This window comes from Streptomyces sp. CNX435, assembly GCF_059570575.1.
The window spans coordinates 91,436-117,331 of the sequence record NZ_JCANTA010000018.1; the positions used below are offsets into that span (position 1 = coordinate 91,436).

The window sequence follows — 25,896 nt, forward strand, 5'->3', positions numbered from 1 at the left end:
GACGGCGCGGTCCGGAATGAGAGGCGGTACGGATGGTGGGGGCGGCGGTGACGGCGGAGACGGCGGGAACAGCGCGGGCGGCGAGGGCGCGGACGGCGGAGAAGACGGCCGCGGGCGGGGACTCGGGCGGCGGCGCGGGGACGGTGCCGGTGCCGCCGCCCACGCACCGCATCCACGCCGCCGCGCAGCGCGTACGGGCCTTCGACACCCGCCACCCGGCCGTGTGGGACGCGGGGCTGGCCGTCCTCGTCGCGCTCCCCGGCCTCGTGCAGCTCACCGCCGGCGACTGGCGCGAGGACTCCCGGGACCAGCCCGGCGCGGACCCCGCCGAGCTGGCGTCGGTACCGGTGGCGGTGCCGTGGCTCCTCCAGGCCGGCATGGTGCTGGCGTTGCCGTGGCGCCGGCGGTACCCGTTCTCGATGTTCTGCGGCGTCGCGGCACTGACCTTCGTCCACGACGCGTACCACCTGGCGCTCGCGTCCGTCATGGTCATGGGCGTGGCCCTGTACAACGTGGCGCTGCGGCTGCCGCTGTCGCGACTGCTGTGGGTCGCCGCGATCATCACGGTGGAGATAGGCGCGGAGGTGCTGCGCGACCCGCCGGAGAACCTCGCCCGCGCGTACGTGCCAGTGGTCGCCATCGCCGCGACGATCGTGATGGGCGGCATCACCGCACGTACCAGACGCGAGTACGTCGCCTCCCTGCTGGACCGGGCCGACCGGCTGGAGGTCGAGCGCGACCAGCGGGCGCGGCTCGCCGCCGCGGCCGAACGCGCGCGGATCGCGCGCGAGATGCACGACATCGTGGCGCACAACCTCTCGGTGATCGTCGGCCTCGCGGACGGCGGCGCGTACGCGGCCCGCAGCGGCGGCCGGCCCTCGCCCGGCGCCGCGGACGGTTCCGCCCTCCGGCCCGCCGACCCGTCCGCGGAGCGCCCCGCACAGGCGCTGGACGCGATCTCCGCCACCGGCCGGGAGGCCCTGGGCGAGCTGCGCCGGCTGCTGGGCGTCCTGCACGAGCAGGGCCCCGGACCCGCGCACCTCGCGCCGCAGCCGGGGCTGGCCGAGCTGGAGCCGCTGCTGCAGCGCGTGCGGGAGGCGGGGCTGCCGGTGCGCTGTACGGTGCGCGGGGACTCGGGAACGCTGTCGGAGGGGCGGCAGTTGACGGTCTACCGGATCGTGCAGGAGGCGCTGACGAACACGCTGAAGCACGGGGGCGAGGGCACGACGGCGGCGGTGCGGCTCGACTGCGCGGCGGGCGGGGTGGAGATCGAGGTGACGGACACGGGGCCGCCCTCCGGGCGGGGCGGCGGAGACCAGGGCAGGCACGGGGGCGGACGCGTCCGGCGGGAAGCGCGACCCGGGAGCGGGCGGGAGCCCGAGGCCATGACCGTTGGCGGCGGATCCGCGGGCTGGGAGACGTCCCCGTACGGCGCCGAATCGACGGACGGTCGCGCCGGCCGGGGCGCCGCGGACCCGGCCCTGGGCGGCGGCCGGAGCGGCCACGCGCCGAGCGGGCGCCGGCCGCGGGCCGGAGCGGGTGGCGGCGGCGGAGGCATCTCTCCGAGCGACGGCGGGCCCACGGGCGCGTTTGCGTCCCCGTACGGCGGTGACGCCGCGGGCGGCCGGGGCATCGCGGGCATGCGCGAGCGCGCCGCGGTCTACGGCGGCACCCTCGACGCGGGCCCCGCCCCCGGCGGCGGCTGGCGTGTGTACGGCGTGCTGCCGCCCGTGCCGGCGGCGGAACCGCCCCCCGCGGACGCGCGCCCCCACCCCGGCCCCCCGCGGGACTCCCCCGCCGGCCGGCCCTCCGTGCCCGGTTCCCCGTCGGAGACGCCCCCGTGACCAGCGTGCTGATCGCCGACGATCACGCCCTCCAGCGGCTCGGGTTCCGGATGCTGCTCGAAAGCCAGGACGACATGGCCGTCGCCGGCGAGGCCGGCGGCGGAGCCGAAGCGGTGCGGCTGACCGCCGAGTTGCGGCCGGATGTCGTGCTCATGGACGTCCGCATGCCCGGCCTCGACGGCATCGAGGCCACCCGCCGCATCGCCGCCTCCGGCGGCCGTACCCGGGTGCTGATCCTGACGACGTTCGACCTCGACGAGTACGCCTTCGCCGGGCTGCGCGCCGGCGCCAGCGGGTTCCTCGTCAAGGACGCGATGCCGGACGAACTGCTGGCCGGGATCCGGGCGGTGTCCTCCGGCGAGGCGGTCGTCGCCCCGGCGCTGACCCGTCGGCTCATCGAGCGCTACGCGCACCTGCTCCCCGCCGACGGCGAGCCCGCACCCGCGGGCCCGGACCCGCGGCTGGCCGTGCTCACCGAGCGGGAGCGCGAGGTGCTGCAAGCCGTCGCGCTGGGCTGGACGAACGGCGAGATCGCCGAGCGGATGCACCTCGCCGAGTCGACGGTCAAGACGCACGTCGGCCGGATCCTCGGCAAGACCGGCGCCCGCGACCGCGTACAGGCGGTGATCTTCGCGTACGACACCCGCCTGGTACGCCCCGGCTGACCGGCCCCGGCGGCGCGTGCCGCCCACGCCGGCCCCGCGACACGTCCCCCTACGCCGGTCCCCCGCCCGGCCCTCCCGGTGCGCCCTCCGCCACCGGCGGCTCCCCCGGCTCCGGGATCCGGTCGCTCCAGCCGCCCGGCGCCGTACGTCCCTGCTGGTCGCGGAAGCGCACCGGCGCCACCCCCACCCGGCGCGTGAACAGCCGCGAGAAGTACGCCGGGTCGTCGTACCCCACCCGCCGGGCGACCGCCGCGATCGGCAGCTCCGTTGCGGCCAGCAGCTCCTTCGCCCGCCCAAGCCGTATTCCCAGCAGGTAGTCCTTCGGGCTGCACCCCGCCGCCCGCCGCACAGCGGAGCGCAGCTCCGCGGTCGTCATCCCGTGCCGCGCGGCGTGCTCGGCGACGGACAGCGGCAGGAAGGCGTCGCGGGCCAGCGCCGGCAGCACCGGGTCGCCGTCCGGGGCCATGTCCGCGCGCGACCGGCGCAGCGCGACGAGCAGGTCGTGCACGGCGGCGGACGTCTCGACCTCCAGCATCGGGTTGCCGCGGCGGGCGGCGCGGGCGATGCGGGTGACGACCGTACGCGGCCCGGTGGCGTCGCCGAGCGGCACCACGGGCCGCTCCGGCTGGACGTAGCCCAGCTCGGTGTACGCGGCCACGGCGGAGCCGGTGAAGTCGACGAAAGCCTCGTCCCAGCCGGTCTCCGGGTCGGGCCCGTAGTGGTGTACGGCGCCGGGGACGAGCCACAGCAACGCGGGCGCCACGACGTCCAGCACCGGCCCGTCGCCGCCCCGGAACCAGCCGCGCCCGCTGCTGATGACGACGGCGACGTGGTGGTCCAGCGTGCGCGGCCCGACGACCGGCAGGTCGCCGTACTGCAGGCCGACGCCGAGGCAGACCAGGCCGAGCTTGCGGTGCACCGGGCCGGGAGTGAAGTAGCGCATCCAGGTGTGGTGGCTCATCGTTGCCGGACCGGCGCCTACGACCCCTCCGACAGCCGCGCCGGGAAGCCCCCGGTGGCCACCGGACCCCACCGCTCCGGCGTGATCCGGATCAGCGACTTCCCCTGCCGCACCATGGCCTCCCGGTACTCGTCCCAGTCCGGGTGCTCCCCCGAGATGTTGCGGAAGTACTCCACGAACGGCTCCACGTCCTCCGTCGCGTCGATCACCTCCGCCGCGCCGTCGACCTGCACCCACGGCCCGTTCCACTCCTCGGACAGCACCACGATCCCGACCCGCGGGTCGCGCCGCGCGTTGCGCGTCTTGGCCCGCTCCGGGTACGTGGACACGACGATCCGCCCCGCGTCGTCCACCCCGCAGGTCAGCGGCGACGCCTGCGGCGCGCCGTCGGCCCGCCGGGTGAGCAGCAGGGCCCGGTGCCTGGGCCGTACGAAATCCAGCAGCCCGGCGAGGTCGACCCGGGTGTTGGTGGCGATGTTCGGACTCATGCACGTCACGATACGTCCCCGGGGGCCGCGGGGGCGGGCCCGTACAGTGGGCTGCAGTCGGACACCCTGGGGGTCGCCGGTGGGCAGCGCGAGCGCGGTCGAGCACGGCTTTCCGCATCTGCGGACCGTGCGGTCGGCCCTGACGGCGCTCTACCGGCGGATCACCGCGGACTTCCTGCACGCCAACTTCGCCGTCAGCGTGCCCGCCGCGGACGTGGCCCTGGCCGCCGGCGAGGATCTGCACCTCGGCGTCCAGCGGGTGGCACGTGCCCTGGTCACGCACCTGCAGCTGCCGGACGCGCGCATGATCGTCGGCTTCCGCGACATGCCCGAGGCGGCGACCGTGGAGCTGGCCGCGGGACCCGAGTACTTCGTCGAGCTGAACCCGCGCTTCCGCGACCACCACCGGGACGTCGGCGGGGCGCTCGCGCACGAGGTCATGCACGTCTACCTCGACCGCCTCGGCCTGTCCTTCCCCGGGACCGCCGACAACGAGATCCTCACCGACACCGCTACCGCCTACCTCGGCGCCGGCTGGCTGCTCCTCGACGCCTTCCGGGAGGGCGGTGGCGCCTCGCAGCGGTTCGGCTACCTCACGCCCGAGGAGTTCGGATACGTCGTCGCCAAGCGCGCCCTCGCCTTCGGCGAGAACCCCGAGACCTGGTTCACCAGCCCGCAGGCGTACGAGGCGTACACCGCCGGCATGCGCATGGCCCGCCGCGACGCCCAGCGCCCGCCGCTGTCGGAGAGCGGCCGGTTCGGGCGGCGCCGGTACACCAGAGACCGCAGGCGGGCGCAGGACCTGTTCGCGCAGGCCGCCGGCGGCGGGCTCACGACGACCGCCGCCCCCGTCGACGGCTACGCCTTCGAGGACGGCTCCCCGCTGCGGGTGTCGTTCCCCTGCCCCGTCTGCCACCAGCGGATCCGGGTGCCGGTGCGGGGGCACGTACGGGCGCGCTGCGGGCTGTGCAAGACGGTGCTGGAATGCGACACGTGACCGGCACCCCGTAGTCCGGTTACGTGCCGCGCCGCGCAGTGCCGTGCGGTACGTGCCGCGCCCAGCCGGGGCCTATCCCTTGATGGCGCCCGCCGCCAGCCCGGACGCCAGCCGGCGCTGCACGATCACGAAGAAGATCAGCACCGGCAGCGTGATCAGCGTGGAGCTGGCCATCACCGGCCCCCACGCGGTGTCGTTCTCGCCGAAGAACTGGTAGATCCCGACGGCCGCCGTGTACTTCTCGCTGTCCTTCATGAACGTGTACGCGAAGACGAACTCGTTCCAGGCGGTGATGAACGCGAACACGCTGGTGGCCACCAGCCCGGGCGCCACCAGCGGCAGCAGCACCGACCAGAACATCCGCGGCCAGCTGCAGCCGTCGATGTACGCCGCCTCCTCGACCTCCTTCGGCACCGTGGCGACGAACCCGCGCAGCGTCCAGATCGCGAACGGCAGCGACAGCGCGATGTAGACGATCGTCAGCCCGAGCAGGCTGTTGAGCATCTCGTAGTCGCGCATCTGCAGGAAGAGCGGGATGACCAGCGCCTCCAGCGGCACCATCTGCACGATCAGGATCATGATCAGCACGGAGGTGCGGAACCTGAACCGGAAGCGCGCCACGGCCACCGCCGCGAACAGCGACAGGGCGGCGGCGGCCAGGATGGTGCCGAGGCCGACGATCGCCGAGTTCAGCAGGTAGCGGTCGAAGTCGCCCTCGTTCCACACCCGGCTGAAGTGCTCGAACGACACGCCGCTCGGCAGGATGTCCGAACCCCGCGAGGAGGCCCGCGGGTCGAGCGCGGTGCTCATCATCCAGTAGACGGGGAAGAGGGTGAAGATCAGCAGGCCCGCGACGGCGGCCGGGAGGCCGACGCGCGAGGCGATCGAGGTGTGCTTCACAGGTCCTCCTCCCCCTGCCGGAAGAGCGTGCGGATGTAGACGAGGGTGATGGCGATGAGCAGCAGCGTGAGCATCACGGCCGCGGCGGCGCCGGCCCCGTAGTCGTTCTTGGCGAACGCCTCGATGTACGAGTACACGCCGAGGTTCATGACGTCCTCGTTGCTCCCGCTGCCGCCGGGCATCAGGAAGATCTGGGTGAAGACCTTGAAGTCCCAGATGGTGGAGAGGATGGTCACGACCAGGAAGATCGGCCGCAGCGCCGGCACGGTGATGCGCCAGAACCGCTGCCAGGCGTTCGCGCCGTCGATCATCCCGGCCTCGTACAGCTCCTTCGGCACGGTCATCAGGCCCGCGAGCACCGTGATGGCGACGAACGGGAAGCCGTGGTGGATGACGTTCAGGGTGGCGATGGCGTAGAAGCCGAGCCGCTCGGTGAACCAGTTGGTGGTCTCCGGGTCGATCAGGCCGAGCCCGCCGGCGATCCGGCTCATCAGCCCGTCCTCCGGCGCGAAGAGCCAGACCCAGACGTACGTGCCGGTGACCGCCGGCATCGCCCACGCGGCCATGATCGCGGTGGAGCAGATCACCCGCCACGTGGTGCCCAGCCGGTTCAACAGCAGGGCGACGAGGGTGCCGAACGCCACGGTGAGGACCACGCAGGCGAACGCGAAGAACGCCGTGTTCGGCAGCACCGTGCGCCACAGCAGCTCGTTGGAGAGCAGGTCGGCGTAGTTGTCGAAGCCGGTCCAGGTGCCGACGCCGCCGCCGAACTTGACCTCGTACTCCTGCAGTGACAGCTTGCCGACCTCGATCAGCGGCCACAGCAGCAGCCCGGCGAGCACCACGAGGGAGGGTGCCAGCAGCAGCCACGGCCGGGTCAGCGTCACCAGCCGCTTGCGGCGGCGTGCGGCGTCAGCGGAGGTGCGGCCGGGCCGCGACGGTTCCTTGGCGGGAACCATCGCGGCCTCGGCGGTAAGCGATTCCTTCACGGTGTGTTTCCGTGTCCTTGTCCGACGCCGGGGTCTACTCGGACTTGGCGAAGATGTCGTCCATCTCGCCGGCGGCCTTGTCCGCGGCCTCCTGGACGCTCTGGTCGCCCTTGAGGACGGACTGCACCAGCTTCAGCACCACCTGGCTGGCCTGGATCTCGCCGTACGCGGTGGTCTTCGGGACGGTCGCGCCGGCCTCCAGCATCTGCTTGGCGAACGGCTCGACCAGCGGGTCGCCCGCTCCGGCGATCTTCTCCAGCTCGCTGTTGGTGCCGGGGAAGTAGTTCGTCTGCTTGGCCCACTCGGCGGCGTACTTGCCCGTCGTGGCCATCTTGACGTACTCCCAGGCCAGCTCCTTGTTGTCGCTGTCGAAGGTCGACAGGTAGGAGCCGCCGAGGAACGACGGGCTCATGCCGCCGTCCTGGCCGGGGATCGGCGCGGCGGCGAGCTTGCCCTCCAGCTCGGGGGCCTCGTCGAGGAAGGTCTTGGGGGTCCAGTTGCCGGAGATCGTCATGGCGACGTTCCCCTTGGTGAACTCCTGGGCCACCTCGTCCTCGCGCCAGGTGGTGACCTTCGCCGGGGAGAGGCCGTCCTTGGTCGCCAGGTCGGTGTAGAACTGCAGGCCCGCGACGGACTCCGGCGAGTTGATGGCGGACTTCCAGGTGTCGCCCTCCTGCACGGCGGGCTCGCCGCCCGCGCCCCAGACGAAGGGCATCGCGAACATCTCGGCCCCGCCGGCGACGGGGAACGAGATCATGTCCGGCTCCTCCTTCTTCAGGGTGAGCGCGACGTCGCGAAGCTCTTCCCAGTTCGTCGGCGCCTTCAGGCCGTGCTTGTCGAAGATGTCCTTGCGGTAGACGAGGCCGCGCACGCCGGCGTACCAGGGCATGCCGTACTGCTTACCCTCCAGCGTGCCCGCGTCCTTCAGTCCCTCGACCAGGTCCTGGTCGAGCCCGGCCGCCTTCACCTGGTCGGTGACGTCCACCAGTCCGCCGGTCTCGGCGAACTGCGGCACCCACGTGGTGCCGACCTCGGCGACGTCCGGCACCTGGTCCGGGCCGCCCTCGATCGCGGTGGTGAACTTGCGCTGGGCGCTCTCCCACTGCTGGTACTCGACGTTGACCTTGGCGCCGGTCTTCTTCTCGAACTCCTTGTTCAGCTTGTCGAAGAACGGCTCGGCGTCGGGGTTGGTCCCCTTCATGATCCAGACGTCGAGGGTCTTGCCCTTGCCGTCCAGAGCGTCGCCGCCGCCGTCTTCATCATCGGAGTCGCTGCCACAGGCGGCGAGCCCCAGCACCATTGCGGCGCTCACGGCGCCGATGACGAACTTCCGCATGAACCGCTCCCGGTCTCCTGTGAGCCGAACCTGAACTTGTCTAGACCAGCAGGACGGTATGGAGTGGTTTAACCAGGGTCAAGGGTGACTTCGAGGTGATGCCGAACCGTTGTCTGGGCCGTCGCCGAAGCGTCCACCCGACAATTGTCCGACCTTTGGCGTTGCGCGCTGCGCAGCCGAAACTATCATCGCCTTTTTCCTGCCGCCCGCCCCCGGCGCACGACCGGGGGCGGCTGTGGAAGCGTCTGCTACCTGCGAACCGTCAGTCGGCCGGGGTGCCGGCGACGCTCAGGGCGCAGGCATCGCCGTTGAGCACGGCGCGCTTGGGCGGCGAAATATCACCCGAGTGGCTCGCCAGATAGCCCAACGAGACGCTCTCGCCCGGGGCGATCACCGCGTTGTGCGGGGCGTTGGCCGCCGTGACCATGTCGCCGCCCTGGAAGAGGTCGGTGTTCCAGTCCGAGATCACGGTCTGCCCCATGGCGAGCGGGAACTTCAGCGTCCAGCCGTCGATCGGCGTGCTGCCCGTGTTGATGACCGTCAGGTCCACGGTCAGTCCGCCGCCCCAGGTCCTCGACGCGATGTCGAGCCGGCACGTCGGCCGCTGCCGCTCGAACGCGACCTTGTGCAGGCCGCCGGGCAGGTCGTTGACGACGTAGAACTCGCCGTCGACCGTCTCGCCGACGTCGGTGACCTGGGTGGGGAACTGCCCGATCTCCGCCTGCCGGTAGCCGCCCTCGCCGTCCTCGCGCAGCGCCCAGACGGCGGAGGAGCAGTAGTCGGTGCCGATGTACGTGCCGCCGAGCAGGTCGGCGAACTGCTCGCCGCGGTAGACCCGGCCGCCGACGACGGCGCAGCCGCCGGTCTGCGGGGAGTAGGTGAAGACCGGATCGGTGTACGTGGCGTCGCCGGCGCACTGGGCCTCGTCGAAGACCTGGAAGCCCTCGCGGCAGGACCAGCCGAAGTTCGCGCCGGGCTGCTCCGCCCGGGTGACGTGGTCGATCTCCTCCCAGCGGCCCTGGCCGACGTCGCCGAGCCACAGCGAGCCGTCCGCGGGGTCGAAGGAGAAGCGCCAGGGGTTGCGCAGCCCGTACGCCCAGATCTCCGGGCGGGCGTCCGGGACGCCGGTGAACGGGTTGTCGTCGGGCACGCAGTACGGCAGGTCGCCGCAGGTGCGGCTGACGTCGATGCGCAGCAGCTTGCCGAGCAGGGTGTCGAGGCGCTGGCCGCTGTCGAAGGGGTCGCCGGCGCCGCCGCCGTCGCCGATCGTCCAGTACATGTAGCCGTCGGGGCCGAAGGCGATCGCGCCGCCGTTGTGGTTGCCGTACTCGGCGTGCTCCTGGGAGAGCAGCACCTCCAGACCGCCGTCGTCGAGCCCGTAGCGGGCGAGGGTCATCGCGCCGTCGGGCAGCGCGCTGTAGACGACGTACAGGTCCTGCACCTCCGGGAACGCGGGGTCGGGGAGGATGGCGAGCAGCCCGCGCTCGTTGCCCGACTCGTCGACGACGTCGGTGAGGTCGGCGACGGGGTCCGGGGCCAGGCCGGTGTCGGGGTGGTACGCGCGGACGGTGCCGCGCTTCTCGGCGATGAAGAGCCGGCCGCTGCCGTCGTCGGGCGCGGCGATGTCGATGGGCCGGCGCAGCCCGGAGGCAACCTGGGTGGTGGTCACCGCCAGCTCCGCCAGCGGGACTTCGGCGGCCGGACCCGAACCGGTGACGGTCGGTTCGGTGGCGGCTGCCGTCAAAGGGGCAGTCAGGGGGGCGAGCAGGGCGAGACTCAGGATCAGGAACAGCGGTGCGGTCCAGCGCCGTCTGAGCATGTGGGCTCCTGGGATACGAACGGGAGTTGCATGACCGCGCACCTCCCCGGAAGGTATCCGCTACGCCCCCGCCGCACCAGACCGCATCCGTCCCACCAGTCCCACCAGTCCCACCGGCCCTACCGGCCCTACCGGGCCTACCGGCCCCGCCGGCGGCCCCACCGCAGCCACCGGACACGCCGAGACGCCCGCCTCAACGGTCGGGGAGAGGCAGGCGCCGCGGGTCTTGCTGTTCCGTACCTCGTTGTACGGGACATCCCGAAGTCGTCCACGTGTCGGGGTGAGCCGGCGTCAGACCGCGAGCGCCCGGTCCGTCGGCCGGATGGGCGCGTGCAGTTCGCTGGCACCCGTCAGCATACGGTCCACGCCGCGCGCCGCCGAACGGCCCTCGGCGATGGCCCAGACGATCAGCGACTGGCCGCGCCCCGCGTCGCCGGCGACGAAGACGCCGGGGACGCTGGTGGCGTAGTCGGCGTCGCGGGCGACGTTGCCGCGCGCGTCCAGCTCCAGGCCCAGCTGCTCGACCAGCCCGTTCTCCCGGTCCACACCGGTGAAACCCATCGCGAGGGTGACCAGCTCGGCCGGGATCTTCTTCTCGGTGCCCGGCACGGGCTTGAACCCGCCGTCCGCGAACGCCACCTCGACCAGGTGCAGGAAGGCCACGTTGCCGACTGCCTGTCCCTCTTCGGGGGCGGTGCCCTCGAAGTGCGTGGTCGACACCGAGTAGACGCGCTCCCCGCCCTCCTCGTGGGCGGAGGTGACCTTGTACGTCATCGGGTAGGTCGGCCACGGCTGGCCCTCGGGGCGCTCCTCCGACGGCCGCGGCATGATCTCCAGCTGGGTGACCGAGGCCGCGCCCTGCCGGTGCGCGGTGCCGACGCAGTCGGCGCCGGTGTCGCCGCCGCCGATGACCACGACGTGCTTGCCCTCGGCGGAGACCGGCGGGGCGACGTAGTCGCCCTCCTGGACCTTGTTGGCCAGCGGCAGGTACTCCATCGCCTGGTAGACGCCGGCCAGTTCGCGGCCCGGCACCGGCAGGTCGCGCGCGGTGGTGGCGCCGGCGGCGATGACGACGGCGTCGTACCGCTTGCGCAGCTTGGCGGCGTCGATGTCGCGGCCGATCTCCACGCCGGTACGGAACTTGGTGCCCTCCGCCCGCATCTGCTCGACGCGCCGGTTGATGTGCCGCTTCTCCATCTTGAACTCGGGGATGCCGTACCGCAGCAGCCCGCCGATCCGGTCGGCCCGCTCGTAGACCGCGACCGTGTGCCCGGCCCGGGTGAGCTGCTGGGCGGCGGCGAGCCCCGCCGGTCCCGAGCCGACGACGGCGACCGTCTTGCCCGACAGCCGCTCCGGCGGCTGCGGCGTGACGGCGCCGGCCTCCCACGCCTTGTCGATGATGGTGACCTCGACGTTCTTGATGGTCACCGCCGGCTGGTTGATGCCCAGCACGCAGGCCGTCTCGCACGGCGCCGGGCACAGTCGCCCGGTGAACTCCGGGAAGTTGTTGGTCGCGTGCAGCCGCTCGCTGGCCGCGGTCCAGTCCCCGCGGTAGGCGTAGTCGTTCCACTCGGGGATGAGGTTGCCGAGCGGACAGCCGCTGTGGCAAAAGGGGATGCCGCAGTCCATGCAGCGGCCGGCCTGCTTGCTGATGACGGGCAACAGCGAGCCCGGGACGTAGACCTCGTTCCAGTCCTTGACCCGCTCGGCGACGGGACGGGTCTCGGCGATCTCGCGGCCGGTGGTCAGGAAGCCCTTGGGGTCAGCCATGGAGCGCAGCCTCCATCATCTTCTCGTGCGTCTGGGCCTCGGTGAGGCCGGCCCGCTCAGCGGCGTCCTTGGCGGTGAGCACTGCCTTGTACGTGGACGGGTAGACCTTGCTGAACCGGGCGACGCCGGCGTCGGGGGCGTCCCACTCGGCGAGCAGCTTCTCCGCCACCGTCGAGCCGGTCTCCTCGTGGTGGCGGCGCACCACGTCGTGCAGCCACTGCCTGTCGTCGTCGTCAAGCTTCTCGACGGCGGCGAGGTTGCCCTCGTTGACGTTCTCGGGGGCGAGGTCGATGACGTACGCGACGCCGCCGGACATGCCGGCCGCGAAGTTGCGCCCGGTCTCACCCAGCACGACGGCGTGGCCGCCGGTCATGTACTCGCAGCCGTGGTCGCCGACGCCCTCGGCGACGACGAGTGCACCGGAGTTGCGGACGCAGAACCGCTCGCCGACCTTGCCGCGCAGGTAGATCTCGCCGCCGGTGGCGCCGTACGCGAGGGTGTTGCCCGCGATGACGCTGTACTCGGCGAGGTGGTCCGCGCCCCGGTCGGGGCGGATGGCGAGCCGGCCGCCGGACAGGCCCTTGCCGACGTAGTCGTTGGCGTCGCCCTCCAGCCGCAGCGTGACGCCGCGCGGCACGAAGGCGCCGAACGACTGGCCGGCGGAGCCGGTGAAGGTGATGTCGATCGCGTCGTCGGGCAGGCCGGCGCCGCCGAACTTCTTCGTCACCTCGTGGCCGAGCATGGTACCGACGGTGCGGTTGATGTTGCGGATCGCGACCCGGGCCCGTACGGGCTGGGCCTCCGCGGCAGACGGCGCGGCGAGCGCGTCCGCGGCGAGCTTGATCAGCTCGTTGTCGAGCGCCTTCTCCAGGCCGTGGTCCTGGCCGGTGACCTGGTAGCGCGCGGCGCCTTCCGGCAGCTCCGGGACGTACAGCAGCGGGGCCAGGTCGAGACCCTGCGCCTTCCAGTGGTCGACGGCGCGGGTGACGTCCAGCATCTCGGCGTGGCCGACCGCCTCGGCCAGGCTGCGGAAGCCCAGCTCGGCCAGCAGCTCGCGGACCTCCTCGGCGATGAACTCGAAGAAGTTGACGACGAACTCGGCCTTGCCGGCGTAGCGCTCGCGCAGCACCGGGTTCTGGGTGGCGATGCCGACCGGGCAGGTGTCCAGGTGGCACACGCGCATCATCACGCAGCCGGAGACCACCAGCGGCGCGGTGGCGAAGCCGAACTCCTCGGCGCCGAGCAGCGCGGCGACGACCACGTCGCGGCCGGTCTTCAGCTGCCCGTCGGTCTGCACGACGATGCGGTCGCGCAGGCCGTTGAGCAGCAGCGTCTGCTGGGTCTCGGCGAGGCCCAGCTCCCAGGGGCCGCCAGCGTGCTTCAGCGACGTCAGCGGGGAGGCGCCGGTGCCGCCGTCGTGGCCGGAGATCAGCACCACGTCGGCGTGCGCCTTGGACACCCCGGCCGCGACCGTGCCGACGCCGACCTCGCTGACCAGCTTCACGTGGATGCGGGCCTGCGGGTTGGCGTTCTTCAGGTCGTGGATGAGCTGCGCCAGGTCCTCGATGGAGTAGATGTCGTGGTGCGGTGGCGGCGAGATGAGGCCGACGCCGGGGGTGGAGTGCCGGGTCCTGGCGACCCACGGGTACACCTTGTGGCCGGGCAGCTGGCCGCCCTCGCCGGGCTTGGCGCCCTGCGCCATCTTGATCTGGATGTCGTCGGCGTTGACCAGGTACTCGCTGGTGACGCCGAAGCGGCCGGAGGCGACCTGCTTGATCGCCGAGCGCCGCCGCGGGTCGTACAGCCGGTCGGCGTCCTCGCCGCCCTCGCCGGTGTTGGACTTGCCGCCGAGCTGGTTCATCGCGACGGCCAGCGTCTCGTGCGCCTCGCGCGAGATGGAGCCGTACGACATGGCGCCGGTGGAGAACCGCTTGACGATCTCGGCGACGGGCTCGACCTCGTCCAGCGGCACCGCGGGGCGGCCGGAGTTCAGCCGGAACAGGCCGCGCAGCGTCATCAGCCGCTCGGACTGCTCGTCCACGCGCTGCGTGTACTGCTTGAAGACGTCGTAGCGGCGGGTGCGCGTCGAGTGCTGCAGCCGGAAGACCGTGTCGGGGTCGAACAGGTGGGGCTCGCCCTCGCGGCGCCACTGGTACTCGCCGCCGATCTCCAGGTTGCGGTGCGCCGGGGCGATACCGGAGGCGGGGTACGCCTTGGCGTGCCGGGCGGCGACCTCCGCGGCGACGACGTCGATGCCGGCGCCGCCGATCTTCGAGGTGGTGCCGTGGAAGTACGTGTCCACGAACTCCTGGTCCAGGCCGATGGCCTCGAAGACCTGCGCGCCGCGGTAGGAGGCGACCGTGGAGATGCCCATCTTGGACATCACCTTCAGCACGCCCTTGCCCAGCGCCTTGATCAGGTTGCGGATGGCGGTCTGCGAGTCACCGTCCGGGCCGGCCTCAAGGTACGTACCGGCGCGGACGAGGTCCTCGACGGACTCCATCGCCAGGTACGGGTTGACGGCGGCGGCCCCGTAGCCGATGAGCAGCGCGACGTGGTGCACCTCGCGCACGTCGCCGGCCTCGACCAGCAGGCCGACCTGGGTGCGCAGCTTGGTGCGGATCAGGTGGTGGTGGACGGCGGAGGTGAGCAGCAGCGACGGGATCGGGGCGTGCTCGGCGTCGGAGTGCCGGTCGGAGAGGACCAGCAGCCGGGCGCCGGACTCGATCGCGGCGTCCACCTCGGCGCAGACCTCCGCCAGCCGGTCGGCCAGTGCCGGTCCGCCGCCGTGCACGCGGTAGAGCCCGGAGAGCGTCACGGACTTGAAGCCCGGCATGTCGCCGTCGGCGTTGACGTGGATGAGCTTGGCCAGCTCGTCGTTGTCCAGGACCGGGAAGGGCAGCGTGACGGTGCGACAGGACGCGGGCGTGGGCTTCAGCAGGTTGGCCTGCGGGCCCACCGCGGAGTGCAGCGAGGTGACCAGCTCCTCGCGGATCGCGTCCAGCGGCGGGTTGGTGACCTGCGCGAAGAGCTGGGTGAAGTAGTCGAAGATCAGCCGCGGCCGGTCGGAGATGCCCGCGAGCGGGGTGTCGGAGCCCATCGAGCCGATCGGCTCGGCGCCGGTGCGCGCCATCGGCGTGAGCAGGACGCGCAGCTCCTCCTCGGTGTAACCGAAGGTCTGCTGGCGGCGGGTGACCGAGGCGTGGGTGTGCACGATGTGCTCGCGCTCGGGCAGCTCCGGCAGCGCGACGATGCCGGCGTCCAGCCACTCCTCGTACGGGTACTCGGCGGCCAGCTCCGCCTTGATCTCGTCGTCCTCGACGATGCGGTGCTGCGCGGTGTCGACGAGGAACATCCGGCCGGGCTGCAGCCGGCCCTTGCGGACGACGCGGTCCGGGTCGAAGTCGAGCACGCCGACCTCGGAGGCCAGCACGACCAGGCCGTCGTCGGTGACCCAGTAGCGGCCGGGGCGCAGGCCGTTGCGGTCCAGGACGGCGCCGACGAGCGTTCCGTCGGTGAAGCTGACGCCGGCCGGGCCGTCCCAGGGCTCCATGACGGTGGAGTGGTACTGGTAGAACGCCCGGCGGGCCGGGTCCATGGACTCGTGATTCTCCCACGCCTCCGGGATCATCATCAGCATCGCGTGCGGCAGTGACCGCCCGCCCAGGTGCAGCAGCTCCAGCACCTCGTCGAAGGACGCGGTGTCGGAGGCGTCCGGGGTGCAGACGGGGAAGACCCGCTCCAGGGCGTGCTCGCCGAACAGCTCCGAGTACAGCTGGGACTCGCGCGCGCGCATCCAGTTGCGGTTGCCCATGACCGTGTTGATCTCGCCGTTGTGCGCGATGTAGCGGTACGGGTGCGCCAGCGGCCAGCTGGGGAAGGTGTTGGTGGAGAACCGGGAGTGCACGACGCCGATCGCGGTGGTCAGCCGGCGGTCCGACAGGTCGGGGAAGAACGGCTCCAGCTGCCCGGTGGTCAGCATGCCCTTGTAGACGAGGGTGCGGGAGGACAGCGACGGGAAGTACACGTCGGTCTCGCGCTCGGCGCGCTTGCGCAGCACGAACGCGGACCGGTCCAGCTCGATGCCGGACTTCCGGGCGGCGGCGTCGGCGCTCTCCACGAAGAGCTGGGCGAACGACGGCATCGTCGCGCGGGCGCCGCTGCCGAGCAGCTCGGGCGCGACGGGCACCTCCCGCCAGCCGAGCACGTTCAGGCCCTCCTCGGCGGCGATGGCCTCGACCCGCTCCCGTACCGCCGCGGCCTCGTCCGCCGCCACGGGCAGGAAGGCCATGCCGACGGCGTACGAGCCGGCGGCCGGCAGCGGGAAGTTCACGACGTCGCGCAGGAAGGCGTCCGGGACCTGCAGCAGGATGCCGGCGCCGTCGCCGGTGTCCGGGTCCGAGCCGGTGGCGCCACGGTGCTCCAGGTTGCGCAGCACCGTCAGCGCCTGCTGGACGAGTGCGTGGCTGGCCTCCCCGCTCAGCGTGGCGACGAAGCCGACCCCGCAGGCGTCGTGCTCGTACCGGGGGTCGTACAGCCCCTGCGCTGCAGGGCGGGCCGCCTGGGATGCGTGCCGCATCGGCTCTCCCGTCGTCGTCGTGGCAATGTGCGTGCCGAGGGACGACGTTGGCCCTGGCCGAAATTTCGTGCAGGTTACATGATGACCTGCAGCTCAGGAAGCGGATACTCCGTATCAGTATCCGGACACCCCGGGTCGGGGAGGTACGCCCCGCCGCGCGGGGGATCTGCACGGTTAGCGCAGCAGAAGGCACGGGCGGCACTGCCCGCGGTGCTCGACACATGCCCACGGAGGTCCGGGTCGAAACGCGGCGGTAATAGATCAGGAGTACGGGCCGGTCGCTTTCGAGGATACGGGATTCAGCCGGACGCGCAGCCCGGGAAGTCAGCCGACGGCCGCCCCGAAGAGGGCGCCCAGGCCGTACGTGACCGCCGCCGCGGCACCGCCGAGCAACAGCTGCCGCAGCCCGCTGAACCACCAGCTCCGGGCCGTGACGCGGGCCACCGCGGCCCCGCAGGCGAAAAGCCCGGCGAGGGCGAGCAGCACCGCGGGCCACAGCGTCGTGGCGCCCAGCAGATACGGCACCACCGGCAGCAGGGCGCCCACGGCGAACGAGCCGAACGACGACAGCGCCGCCACCGCCGGCGACGGCAGGTCGCCCGGGTCGACGCCCAGTTCCTCGCGGGCGTGGATCTCCAGCGCCTGCTCCGGGTCCCGCATCAGCTGCTTCGACACCTCGGCGGCCAGCTCCGGGTCCACCCCCCGGGACGCGTACAGCTCGCTCAGCTCGCGCAGCTCGTCCTGCGGGTGCCGGCGCAGCTCGCGCCGCTCCACGTCCAGCTCGGCGAGGACCAGCTCGCGCTGGGAGGCGACGGAGGTGTACTCCCCCGCGGCCATCGAGAACGCGCCGGCGGCGAGCCCCGCGAGGCCGGTCAGCACGATGGTCGTGGACGAGACCGAGCCACCGGCCACGCCGGTGATCAGCGCGAGGTTCGACACCAGGCCGTCCATCGCGCCGAAGACGGCCGGCCGCAGCCAGCCGCCGGTGACGTCGCGATGGACGTGGCCGTGCCGCTCGGCCGGCCGGCCCGTCTGCAGCTGCGCGGACATCGATCGCGCTCCCCTCGTCGATCTTCAGTTCGACGATACGCGGGGTCCCGGAGGCCCGCCAGCAAGGCTGGCCGTACTCACCCGGCGGCCGGGCACCGCGGAAGCCTGTCCGGCAGAGCAGCTCGTGGCCGCGGCGTCCGGTGCCGTCGGCCGCGTAGTCCCGCGGCCCTCGCGCACAGGTTCCGCCGCCGGGCTCGGCGGACAGACTCCAGGGGACGATCCGGCCGGGACACCGGGCCGGACACGGGCGGGGCCGTCGCCGCGGGTGCGGTGACGGCCCTGCCGTGACGTGGGGTGTGCCGGCCGGCTACGTGTGCCGGCCGCGCTCTCCGGCGGGGGCGTCCCCGGCGGTCTTGGCCTCGGTCGCGCCGGCGGGCTCGGGTTCGCCGGCGCCGGTGCCGGTGCCGCTCCCGTCGGCCTCGCCGCCGTCCGCGCCGTCCGCGCCGTCCGTACGGTCCGCGTCCGCGGCGTCGGCCTTCTTCAGGGCGTCGTCCTTCTCCAGGGGGTCGTCCGCGGTCCCGGCACCGTCGCCGGGCCCGTCGCCCGCCGCGGCCGGCTCCACGACCTCCTCGCGGCCCGGCCGCTTCTTCGCCGACACCACGATGTAGACCACCGCGGCGGCGAAGACGAGGATCGACGTCCAGACGTTGAGCCGCAGGCCGAGGATCTCGTGCGCGTCGTCCACGCGCATGTACTCGATCCAGCCGCGGCCCGCGGTGTACCCCGCGACGTAGAGCGCGAAGGCCCGGCCGTGGCCGAGGCGGAAGCGGCGGTCGGCCCAGATCACCAGCAGGGCGACGCCGATGCACCACAGCGACTCGTAGAGGAACGTCGGGTGGAAGGTCGCATCCACGGGCGGAGTGTCCACGACGTTGTGGTCGCTGTCGATCTCCACGGCCCAGGGCACGTCGGTGTGGTCGCCGTACAGCTCCTGGTTGAACCAGTTGCCCCAGCGGCCCAGGGCCTGCGCGAGCGCGATGCCGGGGGCGACGGCGTCGGCGTAGGGCGGCATCGCGATGCCGCGGCGCCGGCAGCCGATCCACACGCCCAGCGCACCCATCGCGATGGCGCCCCAGATACCGAGGCCGCCCTCCCAGATCTCGAAGGCCTTGACCCAGTCACCGCCCTCGCCGAAATACGGCTCGGGGGTCGTGACGACGTGGTAGAGCCGGCCGCCGACGAGGCCGAAGGGCACGGCCCAGATGGCGATGTCCGCGACGGTCCCCACCCGGCCGCCGCGCTCGATCCAGCGTCGGCCGCCGAGCCAGATGGCGACGAAGATGCCGAGCAAGATGGCGAGGGCGTAACCGCGCAGCGGAACCGGTCCGAGGTCCCAGACCCCGTCGGAGGGACTGGGGATGTATGCGAGATCCATCCGTCTCCTAGCGCGCGCTGCCGACCTGCGTCTTGTATGCTCGTGAGCCTGCCTTCGGGCAGCGGTCAGGGCTTGGCCGCCCCTCAATCACAAGAGGGGGAAGCCCCTCGGCCTCGTGCCGAAGAGGGAGGAGTCACAGCAGGACCGACGGTACCGCGCCCTGCGGGGTGAGGCTAACCAGTCCGGCAACACCTGCATAACGACCCCGTCCGCGTCAGCGCGGGCGTGGTCGTACCTCCTCAGCCCGCCGCGGCGTCGCCGACGAGTTGCTTCAGCCGCTCCGGGGTGAGGTTCGAGCCCTGGCCGTAGATGTTCTCGCCCTCCAGCAGGACGGTGGGCGTGGAGGTGTGGCCGGACTCGCCGAAGGCGTCGTCGGAGGCGTCGACCCAGCCGTCGTACGTGCCGTCGTCGACGCAGGAGTCGAAGGCCCCGCCGCGCAGCCCGTCGACCTCGCCGGCCAGCTCCTTCAGCCGCGCCTTGTCGGCGAAGGCGTCGTCGGTCTCCGGCGGCTGGTTCTCGAAGAGCACGTCGTGGTACGGGACGAACTCGCCGGCGTCCTGGGCGCAGGCGGCGGCGTTGGCGGAGTTCCGCGAGCCGGAGCCGCCGACGTTGCCGTCGATGAGCTTGACCAGCCGGTACTCGGTGCGCAGCTTCCCGGCGTCCTCCAGCTCGTTGATGGTCTTGCTGAAGCCGGCCTCGAACTGGCCGCAGGCCGGGCAGCGGAAGTCCTCGTAGATGGTGAGGTCGGCCGGGGCGTCCGCCTTCCCCGCGGGCAGCGCGAGGCGGTCCTCGCCGACGGCGCCCTTGGGGTACGCCACGGCCTTGTCGTCGTCCCCGTCGTCGCCGAGGCCGCCGATGAGGAGGCCGATCACCGTGACCACGGCGAGCACCCCCACCACCGCGGCCAGCGCGATGAGCGTGCGCCGCTGCCTGTCCCTGGACTTCTGCCGCTCACGCTCGGCCCGCATCCGGTCCCGGGCGGCGCGCTTTCCCTCAGGGGTGTTCTCGGGGTTCTCGGGGTTCTCGGGGTTCTCGGGGTTCTCGGGGTTCTCGGGGCTGTTCTGGCTCACGCCCGGCTATAACGAGGAACCCGCCGCCCGGTGACGGATCAGAACACGCGCCCGTACTGCAGGTATGCGGCGGCGGCGGAGAGCAGCAGCACCACTGAGACGAGGACGAGGCCCACGGCGAAGGCGCGGGGCACCGGCGCCTGCGGCATCCGGGGGCGGGGACGGCGCGCCCGGCGCGGGCGGGGGGCGGCCGCGCGCCGGGCGTCGTCGGCGGCGAGCCGCTCCGTGACCTCGTACCACCGCGCGGAGTGCTCCTTCGGCGCGGAGTCTTCTATCCGGCCCAGGGAGTCCTTCTGGAACCGCTCCCATATGTCGTCGGGCAGAAGCGGTTCGTCATCGGCGCCGGGCTGTTTGCCGGCCATCGGGCCCTCCCCTGTGCGACACGGACTGCTCCTTTCCAGGATCGCACGTCCGTACGCACCGCGGAGGGCCCTGTGGACAACGGCCGCGGGGGGTGTCAGGGCCGGCGGCGTACTCCGTCGGCCAGCTCCCCGGCCAGCGCCCGCACGCCCGCGAGGCCGGCCTCCCGGTCGTCCCCGGCGTCCAGCAGCCGCTTGACGAAGGCCGAGCCGACGATCACCCCGTCGGCGAACCCGGCGACCTCGGCCGCCTGCCCGGCCGTCGAGACGCCGAGGCCGACGCAGACGGGCAGCCCGGCCCGTGCCGCCTCGGTCGCGCGGGTGCGGCGGACCAGGTCCCGGGCCTCGCGGCCCACGGATTCGCGGGTGCCGGTGACGCCCATCAGCGACGCGGCGTAGACGAAGCCGCTGCCGGCCGCCGTGATGGTCGCAAGACGCTGCTCGCGGCTGCTGGGCGCGACCACGAAGACCGTGGCCAGGCCGTGCTTGTCGGCGGCCTGCCGCCACGGGCCCGACTCCTCGACGGGCAGGTCGGGCAGGATGCCGCCGGCACCCCCCGCCGCGGCGAGGTCCTCGGCGAAGCGCTCGGGGCCGTAGCGGTCGACCGGATTCCAGTACGTCATGCAGAGCACCGGGGCGCCCGTCGCGGACTGCACCTCGCCGACCGTGCGGATGACGTCCTTGATGCGCAGCCCGCCGCGCAGCGCGATGTCGTCGGCGGTCTGGATCACCGGGCCGTCCAGCACGGGGTCGCTGTGCGGCAGGCCCACCTCGATGGCGTCGCAGCCGCCTTCGACCATGGCGGTCATGGCCCGTACGCCCGTGTCGACGTCGGGGAAGCCGGCCGGCAGATAGCCGACGAGGGCCGCCCGGCCCTCCGCCCGGGCGGCGGCGAACACGGCGTCGAGCCGCGCGAGGTTGCCCGTCACCGGTCTGCCTCCTCGGTGTCGTAGAGCCCGAAGTAGCGGGCGGCGGTGTCCATGTCCTTGTCGCCGCGGCCGGAGAGGTTGACCACGATCAGGCCGTCGGGCCCCAGCTCACGGCCGACCTGAAGCGCGCCGGCGAGCGCGTGGGCGCTCTCGATGGCGGGGATGATGCCCTCGCTCCGGGACAGCAGCCGCATCGCCCGCATGGCCTCGTCGTCGGTCACGGCCCGGTACTCGGCGCGGCCGGCGTCCTTGAGGTACGCGTGCTCGGGGCCGACGCCGGGGTAGTCGAGGCCGGCGGAGATCGAGTACGGCTCGGTGATCTGGCCGTCCTCGTCCTGCAGCACGTACGACCGGGAGCCGTGCAGGATGCCGGGGTCGCCGACGCTGAGGGTGGCGGCGTGCTCGCCGCTGGTCAGGCCGTGCCCGGCGGGCTCGCAGCCGACGAGGCGCACGGCGGGGTGCGGCAGGAAGGCGTGGAACAGGCCGATGGCGTTGGAGCCGCCGCCGACGCAGGCGACGGCCGCGTCGGGCATCCGGCCCGTACGGTCGAGGACCTGCTGGCGGGCCTCGATGCCGATCACCCGGTGGAAGTCGCGGACGAGGGCGGGGAAGGGGTGCGGGCCCGCGACCGTGCCGAAGAGGTAGTGGGTGTGCTCGACGTTGGCCACCCAGTCGCGGAACGCCTCGTTGATGGCGTCCTTGAGCGTACGGCTGCCGGACTTCACCGGGATGACCTCGGCGCCGAGCATCCGCATGCGGGCGACGTTGAGCGCCTGCCGCTCGGTGTCGACCTCGCCCATGTAGACGGTGCAGTCGAGGCCGAGGAGGGCGCAGGCGGTGGCGGTGGCCACGCCGTGCTGGCCCGCGCCGGTCTCGGCGATGATGCGGGTCTTGCCCATGCGGCGGGTGAGCAGGGCCTGACCCAGCACGTTGTTGATCTTGTGCGAGCCGGTGTGGTTGAGGTCCTCCCGCTTGAGGAAGACCCGGGCGCCGCCGGCCTGCTCGGCGAAGCGCGGTACCTCGGTGAGCGGGCTGGGCCGGCCGGTGTAGTTGACCAGCAGGTCGTTCAGCTCGGCGACGAACGCGTCGTCGCCCTTGGCCTTCTCGTACGCGACGGCGACCTCGTCGACGGCGGCGCGCAGCGCCTCGGGGATGAACTTGCCGCCGTACGCGCCGAAGTAGCCCTCGGCGGTCGGCACCTGGCCGGCTGGGTCAGGGATGAAGAAGTCTGTGGGCATGGCTGATCCTCGGTCGGAACGGATGGTGGACGGCGTGGGGACACGCCGTCTGCCATCGCCTGCCGTTGATCTGGCCGGGCTCGGCCCCGATGTGGTAGCGCACGCGCCGGCCCCGCACGCGCCGCGCCGGCGCGCGGCAGCCGCGCGGCCGGCACCCGGGGGCCAGGACGCCTCCCGCGAGGGCGCCTCCCGCGAGGGCGCCTCCCGCTGGGGGGACACCGGTGTGCGCGGCGCGGCGGGCGCCCGCCGCGGCGGCGAAGCCGCCGGGGTGGACGGGAGGCGCGGTCGCGAAGCCGTGGAGCCGACGGTCCGGCGCCGCCGGGACCGGATGCACTGCACACGGGCCGGCAGGAGCTGCGGAAATCCCGCACGCAACGACCCCCGCCAGGGCCGCACACCCACGCGCCGCCGCGGCGGCGAAGCCGTGGAGCCGGGCGGGCGGCGCTGCCGAGGCTCGATGCGCTGCGCGCGAGCCGGTACGAGCCGCGGAGATCCCGCCGGCGCGGCACTGCACTGGAACCCGGCTCCCGCTCGCCGCCGCAGCGGCCAGGCCGCCGGGCCGGGCGAGGGGCGCCGCCGAGGCCGGATGCGCTGGGCGCGGGCCGGTACGAGCCGCGGAAGTCTCGCCCGCGCCGGACTCCGCCGGGACCAGACACCCACGCGCCGCCACGGCGGCCAGGCCGCCGGGCCCGGCGGAGGGCGCCGCGCCCTCGACCGCGCCTCCGCGCGGGGCGGGGGGCGGGGGGTCCACTTCCACGGTCACCGGGCGTCAGCCCCGCCCGTGGCGCAGCGCGGGGTGGGCGCCGGCGGCGACGAGGTCGGCGACGGCCGCACGCGGCTCCTTGCCGGTGACCAGGGACTCGCCGACGAGGACGGCGTCGGCGCCGTCGTTCGCATACGCGATGAGGTCGTGCGGCCCGCGCACGCCGGACTCGGCGATCTTGACGATGTGGTCGGGGATCTCCGGCGCCACCCGGCCGAAGTTGCCGCGGTCCACCTCAAGTGTCCTGAGGTTGCGCGCGTTCACGCCGATGATCTTCGCCCCGGCGGCCACCGCGCGCTCGGTCTCCTCCTCGTCGTGCACCTCGACCAGCGGCGTGAGCCCGATGGACTCGGCCCGCTCCACCAGCGAGACCAGCGCCTCCTGGTCCAGCGCGGCGACGATGAGCAGCACCAGGTCGGCGCCGTACGCGCGCGCTTCCCACAGCTGGTACGACGTGACGACGAAGTCCTTGCGCAGCACCGGCAGGTCCACCTTGGCCCGCACGGCCTCCAGGTCGGCCAGCGAGCCGCCGAAGCGGCGCTGCTCGGTCAGCACGCTGATGACGGCGGCCCCGCCCGCCTCGTAGTCCGCGGCGAGCGCGGCCGGGTCGGCGATGGCCGCGAGCGCGCCCTTGGACGGGCTGGAGCGCTTGACCTCGCAGACGACGGTGACGCTGTCGCCGCGCAGCGCGGCCACCCCGTCCCGCGCCTCGGGGGCCCTGGCGGCGCGTTCCTTCAGCTCGTCGAGGCCGACCCGGGCCTGCCGCTCGGCGAGGTCCTCGCGCACGCCGTCAATGATCTCGTCGAGCACACTCACGCGAGCGGACCCCTTTCTGCTGGCGCCGGTCCGGCGCCGGCGCCGTGCGCCGGGCGCCGACGGGCGGCTGTTCGGGTATCTGCGATGGTATCCGGCACCCGGCGGAAGCCCCGAATCCGGACCTTCTCCGTCCCACCCGTCGGACGCCGTTCCGCTACGGGATGAGGACCGCGCCGAACGGCAGGTTCCGCAGCAGCGTAAACGCTGCGACCAGGGCGAACAGCGCCGGCCCCGGCGGCACGCGGACCGCGGGCCGGCGGCCGGGCGACCGGCCCGCGGCGCCCGCGGGCCGGGGCTCCGCCCCCGGCGCGGGCGCCGGCCGCGGCGGGCGGGGCGGGCGGGGCCGAGCCCCGGGCGCAGCCCGCTGCGGTCCGGGCCGGAACGCCGCGAGCACCCAGCGCAGCAGCGCCACCGCGAGGACGGCGGCGCCGGCGACCAGGAGGGCGTTGTCGCCCAGCGCGGCGGTCACGTCGCCGTGGGCGAGTGCGTGCGCGGCCCGCAGGCTGCCGCAGCCCGGGCAGGCCAGCCCCGTGTACGCCGGGACGGGGCACGGCGGGTAGCGGCCGGGCTCGTTCGGGTCGACGGCGCCGACCGCCGCGAAGCCGGCGGCGGCGCAGGCCAGCGCGGCGAGCGGGGCCGCGAGGCGCCGTACGGGGACGGCCGCGGCGATACGGGCGGGCACACCCGGATTGTCCCGGCGGCGGCGCGGCGGCGCATCCGGTGGCGGGGTGAGCACCAACGGGAAGCCGGGGCGGGGCAGGAGCAGGTGCAGGGCACGGACGGGGGCACGGCAGGGCGAGCGGCTCCACTCGCCTGCCGGCGCCGCGCCTCGCCGCGCCGCCGGACCCGGGCTTCCGGGCCGGAGGCCCAGGGCACGGCACGGACGGGGGCGCGGCAGGGCGGGCGGCTCCACTCCCCCTGCCGGCGCTGCACCGCGCAGCCGGACCCGGGCTTCCGGGCCGGAGGCCGGACGTGGTCCGTACGGCGTCAGTCGCCGACGACGCGCACCGGCGGCGTCGGCCTCTTGCCCATGCCCATGCCGCGCATGACCGCGCCGACCACGCCGCCGACGGGAATGATGATCAGGCTCAGCCAGAAGGCCAGGGGCTGGTCCATCACCATGAGGGCGCCCGATACGCAGAACCCGATGAAGATTATGGTCACCGCGGTCCATGCGGCCGGCGTGTGTCCGTGGTCGTGGCCTTCCGCCATCACTGCACTCCTCGAAAAAACGTGCTATCGGTCATATCGCCAGACGCCGCCATTCTCCCCGATCGGTCCGGGCCGCCGGCCCGGGGGCCGGTCAGCTCTCGCGGGTGGGGTCCTCGCCGCGGTCGAGGGCCTTCCACAGCTCCTCCGGCCGCTCCGGGTCCGCGGGGGCGGCCCGCCGCGGGCGCGCGGCGGCGGTCCTGCCGGCGCGCTCGTAGCGCCCGGACATCGCGGGCCAGCCGGGACCGTAGCGCACCGCGAGCAGCCCGGCGACCAGCAGCAGCACGCCGCCGGCGAGGCTCACCCAGGGCCAGGCGGTGTGGCTGACCGCGCCCACCGCGGCGTCCGCGAGGCCGGCGGCCTCGGCGGCCCGGTCGTCGAGCGCGTCGGTGTCGGAGGCGCCGGCCGCCGAGGCGGCGACCACGCCGGCGCCGCAGAGCGTGAGCAGCGCGGCGACGACGGTGCGGCCCGCGCGGCGTACGGCGAAGACGGCGACCAGCGCGGCGAGCCCGACGATCGCCAGCGCGGCCGGCAGGCCGGTGACGTCCCGGCCGCCGGCGGTGACGGGCAGCACGGCGTCCGCGACGGGGGTGGCGGCCTCGCCCTCGGCCCAGGTGCGGCCGGCGGAGACGAGGACGACAGCGGCTCCGAGCGCGCCGGAGAGCAGGGCGGCGGCGAGGGGTGCGCGGGAGCCGGGCTGAGCTGTCACCCGGCAAGTGTCTCGCATCCGCTTCGCCCC

At 73.5% G+C, this 25,896-nt stretch carries 22 protein-coding genes; 3 read left to right on the forward strand and 19 right to left on the reverse strand.

Annotation, left to right across the window (positions count from 1 at the left end):
- Positions 1-32 precede the first annotated feature (32 nt).
- Entirely contained in the window at positions 33-1,844 is a 1,812-nt protein-coding gene (locus T328_RS25900; protein WP_496498580.1) for a sensor histidine kinase, read from the forward strand.
- On the forward strand, positions 1,841-2,509 hold the full coding sequence (locus tag T328_RS25905; protein WP_496498581.1) for a response regulator: 669 nt from the start codon (positions 1,841-1,843) through the stop codon (positions 2,507-2,509). The genes T328_RS25900 and T328_RS25905 overlap by 4 nt, the downstream gene beginning before the upstream one ends.
- Positions 2,510-2,558: 49 nt before the next feature.
- On the opposite strand, the gene T328_RS25910 is transcribed toward T328_RS25905, so the two are convergent.
- Both T328_RS25910 and T328_RS25915 read right to left on the reverse strand, forming a co-directional pair.
- On the reverse strand, positions 2,559-3,470 hold the full coding sequence (locus tag T328_RS25910) for a helix-turn-helix domain-containing protein (protein WP_496498582.1): 912 nt from the start codon (positions 3,468-3,470) through the stop codon (positions 2,559-2,561).
- A 17-nt stretch (positions 3,471-3,487) separates the two neighbouring features.
- Positions 3,488-3,958: a PPOX class F420-dependent oxidoreductase gene (locus T328_RS25915; protein ID WP_496498583.1), complete on the reverse strand. Its 471-nt coding sequence runs from the start codon at positions 3,956-3,958 to the stop codon at positions 3,488-3,490.
- Positions 3,959-4,037: 79 nt separating this feature from the next.
- On the opposite strand from T328_RS25915, the gene T328_RS25920 reads away from it, so the two are divergent.
- Positions 4,038-4,955, forward strand: a complete 918-nt coding sequence (locus T328_RS25920; protein ID WP_496498584.1) for a hypothetical protein — start codon at positions 4,038-4,040, stop codon at positions 4,953-4,955.
- A 72-nt stretch (positions 4,956-5,027) separates the two neighbouring features.
- On the opposite strand, the gene T328_RS25925 is transcribed toward T328_RS25920, so the two are convergent.
- The 17 genes from T328_RS25925 to T328_RS26005 form a co-directional block, all read right to left on the reverse strand.
- Positions 5,028-5,855 (reverse strand): carbohydrate ABC transporter permease, encoded by an 828-nt coding sequence (locus T328_RS25925; RefSeq protein ID WP_496498585.1) that lies wholly within the window; start codon positions 5,853-5,855, stop codon positions 5,028-5,030.
- Positions 5,852-6,844 (reverse strand): carbohydrate ABC transporter permease, encoded by a 993-nt coding sequence (locus T328_RS25930; protein ID WP_496498586.1) that lies wholly within the window; start codon positions 6,842-6,844, stop codon positions 5,852-5,854. Before T328_RS25930 ends, T328_RS25925 begins: the two co-directional genes overlap by 4 nt.
- 34 nt (positions 6,845-6,878) lie before the next feature.
- The gene (locus T328_RS25935; RefSeq protein ID WP_496498587.1) at positions 6,879-8,180 is read right to left on the reverse strand and encodes a sugar ABC transporter substrate-binding protein; all 1,302 of its coding nucleotides are present in this window, start codon (positions 8,178-8,180) and stop codon (positions 6,879-6,881) included.
- Between the two features lie 262 nt (positions 8,181-8,442).
- A complete protein-coding gene (locus tag T328_RS25940) occupies positions 8,443-9,999 on the reverse strand; it encodes a PQQ-dependent sugar dehydrogenase (protein WP_496498588.1) in 1,557 nt (518 codons plus the stop codon).
- Between the two features lie 291 nt (positions 10,000-10,290).
- A complete protein-coding gene (locus T328_RS25945) occupies positions 10,291-11,769 on the reverse strand; it encodes a glutamate synthase subunit beta (RefSeq protein WP_496498589.1) in 1,479 nt (492 codons plus the stop codon).
- Positions 11,762-16,348 (reverse strand): glutamate synthase large subunit, encoded by a 4,587-nt coding sequence (gltB, locus tag T328_RS25950; protein ID WP_496498590.1) that lies wholly within the window; start codon positions 16,346-16,348, stop codon positions 11,762-11,764. Before gltB ends, T328_RS25945 begins: the two co-directional genes overlap by 8 nt.
- Positions 16,349-16,672: 324 nt before the next feature.
- Positions 16,673-17,398: a VIT1/CCC1 transporter family protein gene (locus tag T328_RS25955; RefSeq protein ID WP_496498591.1), complete on the reverse strand. Its 726-nt coding sequence runs from the start codon at positions 17,396-17,398 to the stop codon at positions 16,673-16,675.
- Positions 17,399-17,705: 307 nt separating this feature from the next.
- Positions 17,706-18,773: a prolipoprotein diacylglyceryl transferase gene (gene lgt, locus T328_RS25960; RefSeq protein ID WP_496498592.1), complete on the reverse strand. Its 1,068-nt coding sequence runs from the start codon at positions 18,771-18,773 to the stop codon at positions 17,706-17,708.
- Positions 18,774-19,012: 239 nt separating this feature from the next.
- Positions 19,013-19,843 carry a DsbA family protein gene (locus T328_RS25965; protein ID WP_496498593.1) on the reverse strand — a complete coding sequence of 277 codons (831 nt, stop codon included), beginning with the start codon at positions 19,841-19,843 and terminating at the stop codon, positions 19,013-19,015.
- A gap of 38 nt (positions 19,844-19,881) precedes the next feature.
- Positions 19,882-20,205, reverse strand: a complete 324-nt coding sequence (locus T328_RS25970; RefSeq protein WP_496498594.1) for a hypothetical protein — start codon at positions 20,203-20,205, stop codon at positions 19,882-19,884.
- A 95-nt stretch (positions 20,206-20,300) separates the two neighbouring features.
- Positions 20,301-21,131: a tryptophan synthase subunit alpha gene (gene trpA / locus T328_RS25975; protein WP_496498595.1), complete on the reverse strand. Its 831-nt coding sequence runs from the start codon at positions 21,129-21,131 to the stop codon at positions 20,301-20,303.
- Positions 21,128-22,369, reverse strand: coding sequence for a tryptophan synthase subunit beta (trpB, locus tag T328_RS25980; protein WP_496498596.1), 1,242 nt, complete (start codon positions 22,367-22,369; stop codon positions 21,128-21,130). Before trpB ends, trpA begins: the two co-directional genes overlap by 4 nt.
- Positions 22,344-23,132, reverse strand: a complete 789-nt coding sequence (gene trpM / locus T328_RS25985; RefSeq protein WP_496498597.1) for a tryptophan biosynthesis modulator TrpM — start codon at positions 23,130-23,132, stop codon at positions 22,344-22,346. Before trpM ends, trpB begins: the two co-directional genes overlap by 26 nt.
- Positions 23,133-23,138: 6 nt before the next feature.
- Entirely contained in the window at positions 23,139-23,948 is an 810-nt protein-coding gene (trpC, locus tag T328_RS25990; RefSeq protein ID WP_496498598.1) for an indole-3-glycerol phosphate synthase TrpC, read from the reverse strand.
- 154 nt (positions 23,949-24,102) lie between these two features.
- Positions 24,103-24,630, reverse strand: coding sequence for a DUF2752 domain-containing protein (locus tag T328_RS25995; protein ID WP_496498599.1), 528 nt, complete (start codon positions 24,628-24,630; stop codon positions 24,103-24,105).
- Between the two features lie 305 nt (positions 24,631-24,935).
- On the reverse strand, positions 24,936-25,160 hold the full coding sequence (locus T328_RS26000; RefSeq protein WP_496498600.1) for an HGxxPAAW family protein: 225 nt from the start codon (positions 25,158-25,160) through the stop codon (positions 24,936-24,938).
- 91 nt (positions 25,161-25,251) lie between these two features.
- Entirely contained in the window at positions 25,252-25,884 is a 633-nt protein-coding gene (locus tag T328_RS26005) for a TIGR02234 family membrane protein (protein ID WP_496498601.1), read from the reverse strand.
- Between the last annotated feature and the right edge of the window lie 12 nt (positions 25,885-25,896).